Source organism: Neorhizobium sp. NPDC001467 (genome assembly GCF_050275975.1).
Taxonomy (GTDB): domain Bacteria; phylum Pseudomonadota; class Alphaproteobacteria; order Rhizobiales; family Rhizobiaceae; genus Neorhizobium.
The window spans coordinates 147,646-163,207 of sequence record NZ_JBNNPS010000004.1 but is presented as its reverse complement, the minus strand read 5'-3'; the positions used below and the strand labels follow the sequence as shown (position 1 = coordinate 163,207).

Sequence of the window (15,562 nt, the reverse complement as noted above, 5' to 3'; positions counted from 1 at the left end):
AGCTGTATCAAGGCATAAACAAAACCCGCCCTGCCGCAAGGCAGAGCGGGTTTTGTCATGATAGAAGCGGTCGAAGCCCCAGAAATTATCCGTTGCGCTTGCCGAGCGTGCGCAGACGCAGGGCATTCAGCTTGATGAAGCCGGCAGCATCCTTCTGATCGTAGGCGCCCTGATCGTCTTCGAACGTGACCAGCGTGTCGGAATAGAGCGACTTGTCGCTCTCGCGACCGATCACCATGACATTGCCCTTGTAGAGTTTCAGCGTCACTTCGCCTTCCACATGCTCCTGGCTCTTGTCGATCAGCGCCTGTAGCATTTCGCGTTCCGGCGAGAACCAGAAGCCGTAATAGATCAGCTCGGCGTAGCGCGGCATGATCTCGTCCTTGAGATGCGCTGCGCCACGGTCGAGCGTGATCGATTCGATCGCACGGTGGGCGGCAAGCAGGATCGTGCCGCCGGGCGTCTCATAAACACCGCGCGACTTCATGCCGACAAAGCGGTTTTCTACAAGATCAAGACGGCCGATACCGTTGTCGCGGCCGTAAGCGTTGAGTTCTGCCAGAAGCGTTGCCGGCGACATTTCGACACCGTTGATGGAGCAGGCGTCACCCTTGCGGAAGCCGACCTTGATAATCGTCGCCTTGTCCGGCGCCGCTTCCGGCGAAATGGTGCGCATGTGCACATATTCCGGTGCTTCGACGGCCGGGTCTTCAAGAACCTTGCCCTCGGAGGAGGAGTGCAGAAGGTTGGCATCGACGGAGAACGGTGCTTCGCCCTTCTTGTCCTTGGCGACCGGGATCTGGTGCTGTTCGGCAAAGTTCAGGAGATCCGTGCGGCTCTTGAACGACCAGTCGCGCCACGGTGCGATGATCTTGATGTCCGGGTTCAGGGCATAGGCGGAAAGCTCGAAACGAACCTGGTCATTGCCCTTGCCGGTGGCGCCATGCGCAATCGCATCGGCGCCGGTCTTCTTGGCAATGTCGATCAGATGCTTGGAAATCAGCGGACGGGCGATCGAGGTGCCGAGCAGGTAGACGCCTTCGTAAACGGCATTGGCGCGGAACATCGGGAAGACGAAATCGCGGACGAATTCCTCGCGAACGTCCTCGATATAGATTTCCTTGATGCCGAGCATTTCGGCCTTCTTGCGCGCCGGCTCAAGCTCTTCGCCCTGGCCGAGATCGGCGGTGAAGGTCACGACTTCGGCGCCCAGTTCGGTCTGAAGCCATTTGAGGATGATGGAGGTGTCGAGACCGCCGGAATAGGCGAGAACGACCTTTTTTACGTCTTTGGGGAGAGCCATGTCGAATTGATCCGTCTGCGGGTGATGGCGAAGGGAATTCCGCCCAATTGGATTGCCGAACTTTTTAGCGAGTTTCGCGGGGCACGCAAGGGAAACCCGGCCATGTTGACGCCGAAGGACCATCGAACCATATCCGGGCGAACCCGGCGCCGTGATCGATAGAGGAAGAACGCCCGTGACCCTTTCCCATCCTGCTTTCAAGAAAGACAATGTCGCTGTCGTGACCGGGGCTGCTTCCGGCATCGGGCTTGCAGCTGCGAAAGAGTTCGCGCGGCTCGGCCTCAGCGTCGTTCTGGTGGATCTCGAAGGCGACCGGTTGTCGCAGGCGGCACGCGACGTTGCGGCTCTATCGGAAAACGGCGACACCGATATCGTGGCAATCCCCACCGATGTCTCGAGGATCGACCAGCTAGAAGCGCTGGAACGCGCCGTCATCCAGCGCTTCGGCCGGGTTCATGTCCTCATGAACAATGCCGGGATACAGCCCGGCAGCAGCATTTTCGGGCCGCAGGCAAACTGGGACAGCGTGCTGGCCGTCAACCTGATGGGGATCGTCAACGGAAGCCGCGTTTTCGGTCCGGGGATGATCGCGCACAAGGAACCGGCGCTGATCATCAATACCGGTTCCAAGCAGGGCATTACCACGCCCCCGGGCGATCCGGCCTACAATGTCTCGAAAGCGGGAGTGAAGGCTTTCACCGAAGCCCTGCAGCATGAACTGCGCAATACCGCAGAATGCAATGTCGAAGCCCATCTGCTGATCCCCGGCTTCGTGTTCACGCCGCTTGCCGCAGGAGGGCGCTCAGACAAGCCGGCTGGGGCATGGACGGCCGAACAGACCGTTGCATTCATGCTGGAGAGTATCGAGCGCGGAGATTTCTACATCCTGTGCCCCGACAATGATGTCGACCGCGCCACCGATGAACGCCGGATGGCCTGGGCGATCGGCGACATCATCGAAAACCGGCCGCCCCTGTCGCGCTGGCACCCCGAATATGCGCAGGCCTCGAAGACGTTCATCAGCGGCGGTTGATCCATTGGCAGAAACGCTAAAGCCGGTTACACACGAGGATCGATCATCCGGCTTTCGAGTGCACCCATGGATTTCCTGCCAAGCGCCGCAACCCTGCTTGCCTTTTCCGCTGCCGGGCTTCTTCTTGCATTGACCCCCGGCCCGGACATGACGCTGTCGATCAGCCGAGCCCTCGGCCAAGGGCGCAGGCCGGCACTCTATGTGGTCATCGGCACCAGTCTGGGGGTTGTCTGCCACACGCTGCTCGTCGCCTTCGGCATTTCGGCTCTGATCACCGCGTCACCGACGGCGTTCTTCATTCTCAAGACCGGCGGGGCTGCCTATCTGCTCTGGCTGGCCATCCAGGCCATCCGCTTCGGCTCCAGTCTTTCTGTCGAAAAGGTCGACCGGGCCGAAAGCAGCGTTCTTGCCAATATATCGGTCGGCTTTTGGGTGAACCTTCTCAACCCCAAGGTCATCATCTTCTTCATGACCTTTCTGCCGCAATTCGTAACGGCCAACGATCCGCACGTGACCGGCAAGCTGATCTTTCTCGGCCTGTATTTCATCGCCACCTGCATGCCGGTGAACATCGCGGCCATTCTGGCCGCGGACAAACTGGCCGGCTGGCTGCAGGCCAATCCCAAGGTTCTGCGCGGCATCGACTATACGTTTGCCGGGGTCTTTTCGGTCTTCGCCGCCAAAATCTTCCTCACTCAGGCGCGCTGAACCGGGAAGCCAATCGAGCCGGATTGCTTCCTTTACCGTTTTCGGTGGCCTTCAGGTTCAATCGTCCTCGCCGTGGCCGGCAATCATCATCGCTTCGAAGGCAAGGCGATCCGTTTTGCGCATGCGTTCGGATTCCGACTTCAACTGACCGCAGGCAGCAAGAATATCACGGCCACGGGGTGTGCGGATCGGAGAGGCGTAACCGGCCTGATTGATGAAATCGGCAAATTTTTCGATCGTCGCCCAGTCGGAGCATTGATAGTTCGTGCCCGGCCACGGGTTGAACGGAATGAGGTTGATCTTGGCAGGCACGCCCTTCAGCAATTGAACCATCGCCTTGGCGTCCTCCAGACTGTCATTGACGTCCTTCAGCATCACATATTCGAAAGTGATCCGACGGGCATTCGACAGGCCCGGATATTTGCGGCAGGCGTCGATGAGTTCCTTCAACGGATACTTCTTGTTGATCGGCACCAGCATGTCGCGCAATTCGTCGCGCACGGCATGCAGCGAAATGGCCAACATGACGCCGATTTCCTCGCCCGTGCGGAAAATTTCCGGCACCACGCCGGAGGTCGACAGCGTGACGCGGCGCTTCGACAAGGACAGACCGTCACCATCGGTCGCGATCAGCAGCGCGGTCTTGACGTTGTCGAAATTGTAAAGCGGCTCGCCCATGCCCATCATGACGATGTTGGTGACCTTTCGTTCACCGGTCGGCACGAAGGCACCCGGGGGCGTATCGGCGCCGGGAAAATCACCCAGCCGATCGCGGGCAAGCAGAAGCTGGCTCAGGATTTCTTCGGCCGTGAGGTTGCGCACCAGGCGCTGCGTGCCGGTGTGGCAGAAGGAACAGGTCAGCGTGCAGCCGACCTGGCTGGAAATGCACAACGTGCCGCGACCCTCTTCAGGGATGTAGACGGTTTCGATTTCGACCGGACGACCGGCGCCGCGCGGCGGGAAACGCAAAAGCCACTTGCGTGTCCCATCGTTCGAAATCTGCTCCTCGACGACTTCAGGACGCGCGATGGTAAAATGCGCCTTCAGCATTTCGCGCATATCCTTGGCGACATTGGTCATCGCGTCGAAATCGGAAACGCCGCGAATATAGAGCCAGTGCCAAAGCTGGTTGACGCGCATGCGCACCTGCTTTTCGGCCACGCCCTTTTCCTTCAATGCGGCGGCCATCTCTTCGCGCGTCATGCCGATCAGCGACGGCTTTGCTGCAAAAAGATCCGGATTGGCGACGAGCGGCTTCTTGGCAACGATGCCGGGCGTGAAAACCTCTGCTGTGACTGACATGTTCTATCCCGTTCGAGCACATGCCCACCGCCACCCGCGAAATCGAGGATAAGAACGGGCATGTCTGTTCGTGAAACCTGTAGCGATCGCGGCGACGCATGGCCCGACCCTGTTGAGGCGGGCTTTATCACCAAAATGCCGCCGCGTCACCCTGTCTCGCAAAAACGCGAAAGGCCGGTCTTTGGACCGGCCCTTCGTTCATCCGTTCAGCGCTTTTCTTACTTGCAGGATTCGATCTGCTTCAACGCCGCAGAAATGCCGGCAAGCGAATAGGCATAGGAGGTTTTGGTGCCGCGTCCCGAGACGGCGCTGACGCTCATGTTCTGGCCGGTCTTCATGGCGGCGACGAGTGCGGGTTCTTCCGCAGCATTTTCGACCCAGGCGGCCTTATCCTTGGTGAACATGACGAAGTTCTTGCCGTCGATGGTGACCGTCACCTTCGAATTGGCCTGCAGGGTATACCCCATCATGGCCTGCGGCTCGTAGGAGATGTTCTGGCCGGGCCGCTGCGAGACGATGAAGAAGATATCACCGTGGTCGACGGAAGCCGGCTCCTTGGTTGTCGGAACGGACAGGACATAGCAGACCGTGCCACTGCCCTGCTTGTAGGAATAGGCACCCCATGCCTTGAACTGCTGGATACGGTTCGGGGCCTGCGCAGCGGCAATGCTCGTGCTCGCCAGCATAAGGCTCAGCGCGATGGCAATCTGTCTTGCAAACATGGGTTTCCTGCCAATTTTCTATTATAGCGATCGACTACTGGACCCCTCAGGGTACGGTCGCGGTCGCTCGATTTTGACCAAATTTTGGTTACCAATCCGTGAAGGTCGGACTGTAGAAACGAAAAGATACACCGCCCCGGGCGCCATGCAACCGGGTTCCATTCGCGTTTTGGCGCAAAACAAGCCTCGGTCTCGAATGAAGTTTGACGGCGGTCCTGCGTACCCCCTCACATTTTACTGACACAAGGAATAGGGCGAGAGTTTGTCCTCTTCCCATGCGCCATTTTGACATTAGAATAGTCCGATATGAGGCGGATACCGATGCATGACCCATGACGCGCTCAGCGACAGTGACCAGAAGGATCGCTTTGCCGCTTTGGCCAAGGCTGTCGCGAATGACCGCGACCAGCTGGCGTTTCGGCAATTGTTCGATCATTTCGCGCCGCGACTGAATTACTGGCTCCATCGCCGCGGCCTTCCAAACGACGAGGCCGAGGAAATCGTGCAGGACGTGATGACGGTGTTGTGGCATCGCGCCGAGCTTTACGATCCGCGCAGATCCTCCCTCTCCACCTGGCTGTTCCGCATCGCCCGCAATCGCCATATCGATCTCGCGCGTCGGGCCAAGATCCGTCAGGCGCGCGACCGCGAACCACTGATCCAGATCGACGATGTTCCGGGAATGGAAACCTTGCTTGACACCGACGAACGCGAAGCCCGCGTGCGCGAAGCGCTCGGACGCATCCCGGGCGAGCAGATGGAACTGGTGCGCGCCTCGTTTTTCCTGGGCTACACGCATACCGAAATTGCGGCCTGCACAGGCCTGCCGCTCGGAACCGTCAAATCCCGCATCAGGCTGGCGTTCGAACACTTGCGCAAGGCGCTGGACACTCTCAAGGCCTGAAACGCGTCACCACAGCTTATCGCGGGCATCGTTGTATGGGATCCACCGCCAGTATTGTCCATCATCCGGTCGCGCAGTTTATCGGTTCGAGTAAGGATGGAGCGCCGCCACCACCGGTTCTGGCAAGCCTTCCCGAATTCGGACGTCTACCGCGATTGGGCCTGGGCCGACGCCGCAATATCCGGCTGGTCGGCAAGCGCCAGTTCGGCCGCTTGATAATGCTCGTCGGTGATATGAGCGCTGATCATCTTCAGAGCGGCAGCCAGAACCGCGACGTCGTCGGTGAAACCCGCAACGACGAGAAAGTCAGGAATGACGTCGATCGGCAGTACGAAATAGCCAAGCGCTGCCAAAAGAACCCCCTTGGCGCGCGCAGGCGTCTTCGGATCGATCGCGCAATAGAACGCCGCAACGAGATCCCTCGAGAAGGGCACATAGCGCGCAGCCTTGCGAAGCGTCGGCCAGAACCTGCGCCTGACCTGCGCCTCACGGCGGTTTTGCGTGGCCTCGTCTCCCGGCAACAGTATTTCACCGATTTTCACATCGTCCATAAACGCGTCTCCGAAGCAAGCCCGGCGGGGCAAACCCCATATGGCAATGCCGTGACCGGGGTTCAATCTCGACGGGCAAACTTGTCCATCAAGGCGGCCAGCTGAAAGTCCAGCGCGGTCAGCCCACCGGCATCATGGGTTGACAGGGTCACGTCGACGCGGGCGTAGACATTCGACCATTCGGGATGGTGATCGAGCTTTTCGGCCGCCAGCGCAGATTGGGTCATGAAACCGAAGGCTTCGACGAAGGTCTTGAACCTGAACGTTCTGGAGATCGCGTTTCTGTCGTCGCGCAACGTCCAGTCCGGCAGTTTTGCCAGTTCGCTTTCGATGCGTTCGGCGTCCATTCCTGAAGGTCGCATATTGCACCTGCAAAGTCGGGAAAGCCTCAGTATCGGCTGGTTTCGTAAACGTCGCCGCCGGAATGGCCCGTGCCCCAGGCCTCGGTGAGCGCAAACGTCTCCTCCGTCACATAGGGGCCGCCGCCAACGGACTCCTTTGAGGACAGAAGCACGAAGCGGCTCGCCGTAAACGGCATGGCGTGGAAATTGCCGCGTCCCGCCAGATAATGAACCACCTCGTCGAGACGGCATGACTTCAGCCGCCCGAGTGTCACATGCGGCATGAATTTGCGCGGATCGGCAGGCAGGCCGATCCGCTGGCAGATGCGTTCGATCTCCCCTTGCAGGGCCGACATCTCCTGCGAAGGCGTTACGCCGGCCCAGACCGAATGCGGTTTCTTTGAGCCGAAGGAGCCAATACCGCTGATACTGACCTGAAATTCCTGCCGGTCGATCCGGTCGAGCCGATCGACGATTTCATCTGCCGTGCGGTTATCGACGTCGCCGATGAAGCGCAGCGTGATGTGATAATTCTCGACATCGATCCAGCGGGCGCCGGGTATTCCGCCGCGAAGCAGCGACAGGCTCATCGCGACATTGCGCGGTATCTCGAGGGCGGTAAAAAGTCTCGGCATGGGGACCTCCTCGAATCTCTGCGATATGAGAACAGCGGAACATGCAAGCTGGTTCCGCGCAAGCTCCTAATTCTTCTCCATGAGAATAGAGCGAATAAAGTCCTGCATAACCGGCAGCGAGCGCTCGACCATCACGCCTACTCCTTTCGCACTGGGATGCATGCCATCCTCCAACTGCAGCGACTGCTGGCCTGCCACGCCATCGAGAAAGAACGGGTAGAGCGGCACGTCGTACTTCTCTGCAAGCCTTTTGTAGATCGGGTTGAATCGGTCGGCGTAATCGCTGCCCATATTAGGTGGTGCCAGCATGCCGGCGAGCACGACGGGAATATTGCGCGCCTTCAACCGGGAGAGCATGGCGTCGAGATTTTTCTCGCTCTGTTCGGGCGAGATACCGCGCAAGGCGTCATTGGCGCCGAGTTCGACGATCACGCCGTCCGTTCCGTCCGGCACCGACCAGTCGATGCGCGAAAGCCCGCCCGATGTCGTATCGCCTGACACGCCGGCATTGGCGATCGTCACATCGACACCAGCCGCCTTCAGCGCGGCTTCAAGTTGCGCAGTGTAGGATTCATTCGGCGCCAATTGATAACCCGCCATCAGACTGTCGCCGAAGCCGACGAGTTCGACGGTCCGGTTGTCGGCCCGATCCTGCGCCAGCGCCGGTACGGTCATCAGCGACAGCGCGGTTATGACGACGAAGTGAAGTGCGACCGCTTTCCAACTCATGAAGACCTTCCTAGATTGCCGCCTGTTCGCCGGGCCTTGCGCCGGCATTCCAATTCATGACTGCCAAGATGCCAATATAGGACGCCTGCGCGTGACTAAAACCATTATCGAGTTGAAGAAGGCCGATCTTACTCTTGGCAGCGCCGCAGCTTCCGTACATGTCCTCAAAAGCATCGATGTCCAGATCGGCCGCGGCGAAGCCGTCGGCATTGTCGGCCCTTCCGGCTCGGGAAAATCCACGCTTTTGATGGTCCTGGCCGGGCTGGAGCGGCTCGACAGCGGCGAGATCGTCATTCTCAACACCCCGCTTCACAAGCTTTCCGAAGACGGTCTGGCGGATTTTCGTGGCCGTAATATCGGCATCGTCTTCCAGTCCTTCCATCTGATCGCCAACATGACGGCAATCGAAAATGTCGCCGTGCCGCTGGAACTGGCGAATGTTGCCAATGCTTTCGAGATCGCCCGGCAGGAACTGATCGCCGTCGGACTGGGCGAACGCCTCAACCATTATCCGGGGCAATTGTCCGGTGGCGAACAACAGCGCGTGGCGATCGCCCGCGCGCTGGCGCCGTCGCCATCGGTGCTGATCGCCGACGAACCGACCGGCAATCTCGACACCGAAACGGGCCGGCAGATTGCCGACCTGTTGTTTTCCAAACAGGCCGAACGTGGCATGACGATGCTGCTGGTCACCCATGACAATGCGCTGGCGGCACGCTGCTCGCGCCAGATCCGCGTGCGCTCCGGCGAAATCGTCGCCGAAGGGGCAGCACCGGGCACCGGGGAAGCGATCCGCGCATGAGAAGCAGCACGTCTGCCCGTATCTCCATCGCCCTTCGCCTTGCCGTTCGCGAAATGCGGGCCGGTCTCTCGGGCTTCTACATCTTCCTTGCCTGCATTGCGCTTGGCACCGGGGCGATCGCATCGGTCAATTCCGTGTCGCGGGCCATTACCGGCGCGATTGCCACGCAAGGCCAGAGCCTGCTTGCCGGAGATGTCCGTTTCGAGCTGAACAATCGCGAGGCGAACGAGGAGGAAAGGACATTCCTCAACAGTCTCGGCACGGTTTCGGTATCGACCAACCTCCGTTCCATGGCGCGTCTGCCGGACGGCTCGGACCAGACGCTGGCGCAGGTGAAGGCGGTGGATGGCGTCTACCCGCTTTACGGTCAACTGAAGACCGAGCCCGATATGCCTTTGACCAACATCCTGACCCATGACGACGGAGTTTATGGCGCGATCGCAGCCCCTCTCCTGCTTGAAAGGCTCGGTCTGTCGGTCGGCGATGAGCTCCTGCTCGGCAACGCCCGTCTCAAGATCAAGGGCACGATCGTCACCGAGCCGGATGCGGTTTCGGAAGGCTTCGGCTTTGCGCCGCGCCTGCTGATTGCCCGCGATGCGCTGGCGGCCTCCGGGCTGATCACCACCGGTAGCCTCGTCGAGCATGCCTATCGTGTCAAGCTGGCGGATCCCGCGACGAGCCGGGCGGTGGTCGCCGATGCCAATACGAAGTTTCCGAGCGCCGGCTGGTCGATCCGCAGCAGCGACCGGGCAGCACCGTCGCTTACCGAAAATGTCGAGCGCTTTTCGCAGTTCCTGACCCTGGTCGGCCTCACGGCCCTCATCGTGGGCGGCGTCGGCGTCGCCAACGCCGTTCGCGCCTTTCTCGACAGCAAGCGCACCACCATTGCAACGCTGAAATGTCTCGGCGCACCGGCCTTCGTCATTACCGTCACCTATCTGTTCCAGATCCTCATTCTCGGCGGTATCGGCATAGCGCTCGGCCTTGCCGTCGGCGCCGTCGCGCCCTTTGTCGCTCTGCGCTTCCTTGAGGGCGCGCTGCCGGTGCCGGCTGAAGTGACGCTTTATCCCTCGGCCCTGGTGCTCGCCGCTCTGTTCGGTCTGCTGACGACATTTGCCTTCGCCATCCTGCCGCTTGGCCATGCGCGCGAAGTGCCCGCCACTGCCCTGTTTCGCGAGCAGGGCTTCGAACAGGCGCGCCTGCCGTCATGGCCCTATCTGGTTGCCGCCGGCGTGGCCCTGGCAGCGCTTGCGGGGTTGGCAATCGCCTCTGCCGAAGACCGGTTTATTGCCGCCGTCTTTCTCGGCGCCGTGGCTTTCGCCTTCGTTCTTCTGCGCCTTGTTGCAGCCGCCATCGCCGTGCTTGCCCGAAAATGCCCGCGCGTCGCCTCGCCGGCGCTGCGGCTCGCCATCGGCAATATCCACCGTCCCGGTGCGCTTACTCCGTCCGTCGTCCTTTCGCTGGGTCTCGGTCTGGCTCTGCTGGTCACCCTTACGCTGATCGACGGCAACCTGCGTCGCCAGTTGAACGGCACGATGATGCAGAATGCCCCGAACTTTTTCTTCGTCGATATTCAAAGCGCGGAGCGGGAGCGCTTCGTCGACGTCCTCAAACAGCAGTCGCCGCAGGGCACGATTACGCAGGTGCCGATGCTGCGTGGCCGGATTCTCGCCTTTAACGGAGAGGACGTCGGAAAAATGAACGTGCCGCCGTCCGGCCGCTGGGTTCTGCGCGGCGATCGCGGCATCACATACGATACCGACCTTCCCGCCAATTCCAAACTGGTCGAGGGCCAATGGTGGCCCGCGGATTATGACGGCGATCCGCTTGTTTCCTTTTCCGCGGAAGAAGCGCGCGAACTGGGTCTGAAGATCGGCGATGCCGTCACCGTCAACGTGCTCGGCCGCAATATCACCGCTCGGATTGCCAATTTCCGCAGCATCGCCTGGGAATCCCTCTCGATCAACTTCGTCATGGTGTTTTCGCCCAATACGTTCCGAGGGGCCCCGCATGCTTGGCTGGCGACGCTAACCGATACGGGTGCGTCGCCGCAGGTGGAAGCCTCCATCCTGAAGGCAGTGACCAACACCTTTCCGACCATTACCAGTGTGCGGGTCAAGGATGCGATCGATATCGTCGACCAGTTGGTCGGCCAGCTTGCCACCGCGATCCGGGCGGCGGCGGCCGTGGCGCTGATCGCATCCGTGCTGGTACTGGCGGGTGCGCTTGCGGCCGGCAACCGCGCCCGCACACACGATGCCGTCATCCTGAAGACGCTTGGCGGCACACGTTCCATGCTCATCCGCGCCTTCAGCTACGAATACATGATCCTCGGCGCGGCGACCGCCATATTCGCGCTGTTCGCGGGGACGGCAGCCGCCTGGTATGTGGTCGCCAAAATCATGCGCCTGCAGTCTGCCTTCATGCCGGATGTGGCATTGCTGACGCTGGTGATCGCGCTGGTGCTGACGGTCGGCATCGGGCTTGCCGGCACATGGCGTATCCTCGGCCAGAAGGCGGCTCCCGTATTGCGCGAGCTTTGAAACAGCGCACGAGCGCAGCCTTGCAACATTAAATTCCTGTCATGGTCGGGAATCCAGAGTCAGAACCTTGAATGCCGGCGCAACTGCCAGCATATTCATGCCATGCCTGCTGGAGCTCCGCAGCGGCGCCCGGCCATGCCGGCACACCGAACGTTCTCGGAACTTTGAGAGGAAAACATGGCTGATCCCCAGAACTATCAACACCGCATGGCACGCGGCGGCGTGCAGTCAGGCGCGATGATCGATCAGGGCCTGCGCTCCTATATGCTCAAGGTCTACAACCTGATGGCGCTCGCCTTGGCCATCACCGGCCTGGCCGCCTATGGAACCTATAGCGCTGCCATCAGCAGCCCGGCCTTTGCCCAGGCGATCTTCGGCTCTCCGCTTCGCTGGGTGGTGATGCTTGCGCCGCTGGCGCTCGTCTTCTTCCTGAGCTTCCGCATCCATAAGCTGAGCGTTTCTGCCGCACAGACGACGTTCTGGATCTACGCCGCATTGATGGGCCTGTCCCTATCGTCGATTTTCATGGTCTACACGAGCGAGAGCATCGTCCAGACCTTCTTCATCACCGCTGCTTCCTTTGGTGCGCTGTCGCTTTACGGCTATAGCACGCGCAAGGATCTGTCGGCGATGGGCTCGTTTCTGATCATGGGCCTGTTCGGCCTGATCATCGCCTCGATCGTCAATATTTTCCTGGCCTCTTCCGCCCTCGGCTTTGCCATCTCGGCCATCGGCGTGCTGATCTTCGCCGGCCTGACCGCCTATGATACGCAGAAGATCAAGGAAATGTACTACGAAGGCAATGACGTGACCACGACCGGCCGCATGGCCATTATGGGCGCACTGACGCTTTATCTCGACTTCATCAACCTCTTCCTGTTCCTGCTGCGTTTCCTCGGAAACCGCGACTGAGAACAACACGAGCGTGACGAAGGGGCGGCCCCGGGGCCGCCTTTTTGTTGTCCGAATACCCGGCCTGCCATAGTGTAAATCTAAACTGATACCGGCCGGCTTACCCATGACCGTTCACCTGCGCGACGCAACGCCCGCCGATCTGCCGGCAATCACTGAAATTTATCGCGACAGCGTGCTTCATGGTTCTGCAAGCTACGAGATAATCCCGCCGGATCAGGCGGAGATGAGCGATCGTTTCCACGCCGTCGGGGCGAAGGGATATCCCTATATTGTCGCCGAGGCAGAAGGGAACGGGATTCTCGGGTTTGCCTATGCCTCCGCCTTTCGAACCCGCCCGGCCTATCGCTGGCTGGTGGAGGATTCGATCTATCTCGCCCCGGACGCGCGCGGACAGGGCGTCGGCAAAGCGCTTCTGAAAGAGCTTCTGGCTCGCTGCGAGGCACTGGGCTTTCGCCAGATGGTCGCCGTCATTGGCGGCGTCAGCCCCGCATCGGTGGCGCTCCACAAAAGTCTGGGCTTTGAAATGACCGGCACCATCAAGGGCGCAGGGTTCAAGCACGGCAAGTGGCAGGACACGATCTTCATGCAGATTGCTCTCGGTGAGGGAACGGAAACGCTGCCCGACCCAGCCACCTATCCCGGCTCGCTCTTTCGCGGTTAGAAGCGGCAGGGCCGATCAATCGACGAGCTTCAGCGCCTTGTCGAAGACCTTCAGTACCTGTTGCAGGTCATGGCCGCGCTTCAGGATCCTGCCCTGAGTATTGACGACGGAAAAGGCACCCTGCTTGGCCGCCAGTTTCGGATTTTTCTCTATTCTGAAAAGCGGCATTTCGCCGGATCGCTTGAAGACGGAAAACACCGCCTTTTCCCTGGTGTGATCGATGGCATAGTCCTTCCACTCCCCCTCGCCCACCATGCGGCCATAAATCCACAGGATGGCGTCGAGCTCGCGTCGGTGAAAGGTGATCGGCAGCGGATCGCGGTTCTGTCTGTAATGGTCGAGATCGACAACGACGGCACTGTCTTCGGGGTTCGATCCCCTCGGAAAATCCGGGTGGTCAGTCATCATGGCTCCAGATCGAAGATTGCAGACATATGACAGTGTGCCTCAGCGCCAGGAAAATGCAAGCCCGGCCGGTTGCGGCTGAGATGCTGCGCAAAACCCTTAGATGCAATCGAACAAGGTTATTTTTATCGCCGCATTTCGGTCAAAACAGCGCCTGAATCCGGCGCGAGATTGGCATTGTTGGTTGACGCCATCGCGTCAAGCAAGCCCGATCCGGAGCGCTGACCCTTACCCCCAGCCCCCCAACGTTCCGGATCGGGCAGCCAACATCCTCGCGGCCTCGTGAGACCGTCCTTCACACATTTCATTGAATGAATCGGTATCAGTCGCGCTTGCGTCCGGCCATCAGCACCGTCGCGCCGACGATGGCGGCAGGCTCCCCGCCGGGCTTCGACGATTGCAGAAGAATGGCGCAGCCATCCTTCTTACCCTTGCCCATGGTGCGCGCGGGCACGGTGATCTTCATGTCCTTGCCATCCCACATGCCGACGGTCTGCACGTCATAGACGCTGTGCCAGTATTCCATCTGCTTGCCGGTATTTTCGCCCTTTTCGACGGCGACCTTTTCCTTTTTGGTAAAATAGGCGATTACGATATCGGCCTTGCCGGTACCGGCGCCGATACTGATCTCGATTTCCTCGCCATTCATGTCCGCCTTGACGGGAACGGTCAGGCCCTGACCGGCACCCTTCATTCCGTCCATCTTCTGGTTGATGGCGGCGACATCCGTTCCGATCAGGTGGTCGCGGCCGTTGACCACCGCCTGTGGCGTGTAGACCCCGCTGCGGCCGAAGGAATGGGCATAGCCATATTGCCGCTCGGTGTTCTCCTTGGAACTCAGCGTATCGGTCCAGCCGAGATAGTTCCAGTAATCGACGTGATAGGCGAGCGCGACGACATCCCCCTGCTCGACCAGTTTTTTCAGTGCGGCATCGGCCGGCGGACAGGAAGCGCAGCCCTGCGCGGTGAACAATTCGACGACACCCTTTGGGTTTTCAACCTCGCCGGCGCTGGCAAGACCGGCAGACAACAGGCCGATCAGGAATGCGGCGCTACGGACAGTCGGAAACATCGAACAAAACCTTTTGGACGAACCGGGCGGGAGGAGGAGGTAACGGCGCGGCCACGCGCTTTTCCATTCCTCAAAATACGCAAAGCATCTGGTCAAACGGAAGTCACAACCGGGTGAGGGACAGTCACGAAATCGGTCTACCTATCATATTCATCACGACCATATGTCACTTATCGAAAATCGCACCCACTTCAAACAAGTTTCAGCAGGCCCTGGGTTAGGTAGACGGCGCCGACGGCTGTCACGACCCACCGGGTCCAGCTGCGGAAATTGGCGTCAGTCATCTTTTGCAGGATACCATTGCCTGCCCGCGCCCCGAAAATGGCGATCGGTGCAGCAAGTAACACGGAAACGGCGTCCATGGTCGGAAGGTCGAAGGCGGCCTGCCAATAGAAGGTGATTTTTGCGAGATGCGACAAGGTCTGGATCGACGCCTTGGTGGCGATGATCTTGCGTCGGTCCATCTGGGTACGGATGAAGAAGATGTCGACCGTGGGGCCCGCAACGCCGACGCTGATCGTCATCGCGCCTGAGAGCAGGCCGGCCAGAAAGGCATGGGACGGTCGCGCAGCGTCGAGTTGCAGCCTGTTGACGGGCAACCACACCAGGATCGGCATCAGGCCGACCCCGATCAGAACCACGATCAGGCTTGGGGTATAATTGGTGAGAAAAAGGATGAACGCGGCAAGGGCCACGCCGGAACACAGGAAGGCCAGGATCTTCCAGTCGATATAGGCGCGCGAGAACCATGCCCGCGACCCGTTGGACACCATCTGGATGACGCCCTGGATCGCAATGGCCGTGCCGACCGGGTAGAGGAAGAGCAGAACCCAAAGCAGGATCAGGCCGCCCGCCATTCCGAAAATGCCGGACAGCAGCGACGTCAGGAAGACGGTGACTGCCATGCCGATGAATATCACGAGGGACACGGGCGGA

At 60.0% G+C, this 15,562-nt stretch carries 17 protein-coding genes; 7 read left to right on the top strand and 10 right to left on the bottom strand.

Annotation, left to right across the window (positions count from 1 at the left end):
* Positions 1–85: 85 nt before the first annotated feature.
* Positions 86–1,303 carry an argininosuccinate synthase gene (locus tag ACQKKX_RS11120; protein ID WP_427570752.1) on the bottom strand — a complete coding sequence of 406 codons (1,218 nt, stop codon included), beginning with the start codon at positions 1,301–1,303 and terminating at the stop codon, positions 86–88.
* Between the two features lie 175 nt (positions 1,304–1,478).
* Between ACQKKX_RS11120 and ACQKKX_RS11115 the strand changes: the two genes are divergently transcribed.
* Positions 1,479–2,336: an SDR family NAD(P)-dependent oxidoreductase gene (locus tag ACQKKX_RS11115; protein WP_427570751.1), complete on the top strand. Its 858-nt coding sequence runs from the start codon at positions 1,479–1,481 to the stop codon at positions 2,334–2,336.
* A gap of 66 nt (positions 2,337–2,402) precedes the next feature.
* Positions 2,403–3,044, top strand: coding sequence for a LysE family translocator (locus ACQKKX_RS11110; protein ID WP_427570750.1), 642 nt, complete (start codon positions 2,403–2,405; stop codon positions 3,042–3,044).
* A 57-nt stretch (positions 3,045–3,101) separates the two neighbouring features.
* On the opposite strand, the gene rlmN is transcribed toward ACQKKX_RS11110, so the two are convergent.
* On the bottom strand, positions 3,102–4,346 hold the full coding sequence (rlmN, locus tag ACQKKX_RS11105) for a 23S rRNA (adenine(2503)-C(2))-methyltransferase RlmN (RefSeq protein WP_427570749.1): 1,245 nt from the start codon (positions 4,344–4,346) through the stop codon (positions 3,102–3,104).
* 218 nt (positions 4,347–4,564) lie between these two features.
* Entirely contained in the window at positions 4,565–5,068 is a 504-nt protein-coding gene (locus ACQKKX_RS11100) for an invasion associated locus B family protein (protein ID WP_427570748.1), read from the bottom strand.
* Between the two features lie 325 nt (positions 5,069–5,393).
* Between ACQKKX_RS11100 and ACQKKX_RS11095 the strand changes: the two genes are divergently transcribed.
* Positions 5,394–5,972, top strand: a complete 579-nt coding sequence (locus ACQKKX_RS11095; RefSeq protein WP_427570747.1) for a sigma-70 family RNA polymerase sigma factor — start codon at positions 5,394–5,396, stop codon at positions 5,970–5,972.
* A gap of 146 nt (positions 5,973–6,118) precedes the next feature.
* Here ACQKKX_RS11095 and ACQKKX_RS11090 read toward each other — a convergent pair whose 3' ends face one another.
* The 4 genes from ACQKKX_RS11090 to ACQKKX_RS11075 all read right to left on the bottom strand — a co-directional run bounded on the left by ACQKKX_RS11090 (position 6,119) and on the right by ACQKKX_RS11075 (position 8,228).
* Positions 6,119–6,523: a YkvA family protein gene (locus tag ACQKKX_RS11090; RefSeq protein WP_427570746.1), complete on the bottom strand. Its 405-nt coding sequence runs from the start codon at positions 6,521–6,523 to the stop codon at positions 6,119–6,121.
* 62 nt (positions 6,524–6,585) lie between these two features.
* The gene (locus tag ACQKKX_RS11085; protein WP_427570745.1) at positions 6,586–6,885 is read right to left on the bottom strand and encodes a 4a-hydroxytetrahydrobiopterin dehydratase; all 300 of its coding nucleotides are present in this window, start codon (positions 6,883–6,885) and stop codon (positions 6,586–6,588) included.
* 26 nt (positions 6,886–6,911) lie between these two features.
* Positions 6,912–7,499, bottom strand: a complete 588-nt coding sequence (gene thpR / locus ACQKKX_RS11080; protein WP_427570744.1) for an RNA 2',3'-cyclic phosphodiesterase — start codon at positions 7,497–7,499, stop codon at positions 6,912–6,914.
* 66 nt (positions 7,500–7,565) lie between these two features.
* Positions 7,566–8,228 carry an arylesterase gene (locus ACQKKX_RS11075; protein ID WP_427570897.1) on the bottom strand — a complete coding sequence of 221 codons (663 nt, stop codon included), beginning with the start codon at positions 8,226–8,228 and terminating at the stop codon, positions 7,566–7,568.
* 91 nt (positions 8,229–8,319) lie between these two features.
* On the opposite strand from ACQKKX_RS11075, the gene ACQKKX_RS11070 reads away from it, so the two are divergent.
* The 4 genes from ACQKKX_RS11070 to ACQKKX_RS11055 all read left to right on the top strand — a co-directional run bounded on the left by ACQKKX_RS11070 (position 8,320) and on the right by ACQKKX_RS11055 (position 13,149).
* A complete protein-coding gene (locus ACQKKX_RS11070) occupies positions 8,320–9,030 on the top strand; it encodes an ABC transporter ATP-binding protein (RefSeq protein ID WP_427570743.1) in 711 nt (236 codons plus the stop codon).
* Positions 9,027–11,573, top strand: coding sequence for an ABC transporter permease (locus ACQKKX_RS11065; RefSeq protein ID WP_427570742.1), 2,547 nt, complete (start codon positions 9,027–9,029; stop codon positions 11,571–11,573). Before ACQKKX_RS11070 ends, ACQKKX_RS11065 begins: the two co-directional genes overlap by 4 nt.
* Positions 11,574–11,750: 177 nt before the next feature.
* A complete protein-coding gene (locus ACQKKX_RS11060) occupies positions 11,751–12,485 on the top strand; it encodes a Bax inhibitor-1/YccA family protein (protein WP_427570741.1) in 735 nt (244 codons plus the stop codon).
* Positions 12,486–12,591: 106 nt separating this feature from the next.
* Entirely contained in the window at positions 12,592–13,149 is a 558-nt protein-coding gene (locus ACQKKX_RS11055; protein WP_427570740.1) for an N-acetyltransferase family protein, read from the top strand.
* A gap of 15 nt (positions 13,150–13,164) precedes the next feature.
* Here ACQKKX_RS11055 and ACQKKX_RS11050 read toward each other — a convergent pair whose 3' ends face one another.
* The 3 genes from ACQKKX_RS11050 to ACQKKX_RS11040 form a co-directional block, all read right to left on the bottom strand.
* Positions 13,165–13,554 carry a DUF2794 domain-containing protein gene (locus ACQKKX_RS11050; protein ID WP_427570739.1) on the bottom strand — a complete coding sequence of 130 codons (390 nt, stop codon included), beginning with the start codon at positions 13,552–13,554 and terminating at the stop codon, positions 13,165–13,167.
* 322 nt (positions 13,555–13,876) lie between these two features.
* Positions 13,877–14,626: a DUF1223 domain-containing protein gene (locus ACQKKX_RS11045; protein ID WP_427570738.1), complete on the bottom strand. Its 750-nt coding sequence runs from the start codon at positions 14,624–14,626 to the stop codon at positions 13,877–13,879.
* Positions 14,627–14,817: 191 nt separating this feature from the next.
* The gene (locus ACQKKX_RS11040) at positions 14,818–15,555 is read right to left on the bottom strand and encodes a TSUP family transporter (RefSeq protein ID WP_427570737.1); all 738 of its coding nucleotides are present in this window, start codon (positions 15,553–15,555) and stop codon (positions 14,818–14,820) included.
* Positions 15,556–15,562 lie beyond the last annotated feature (7 nt).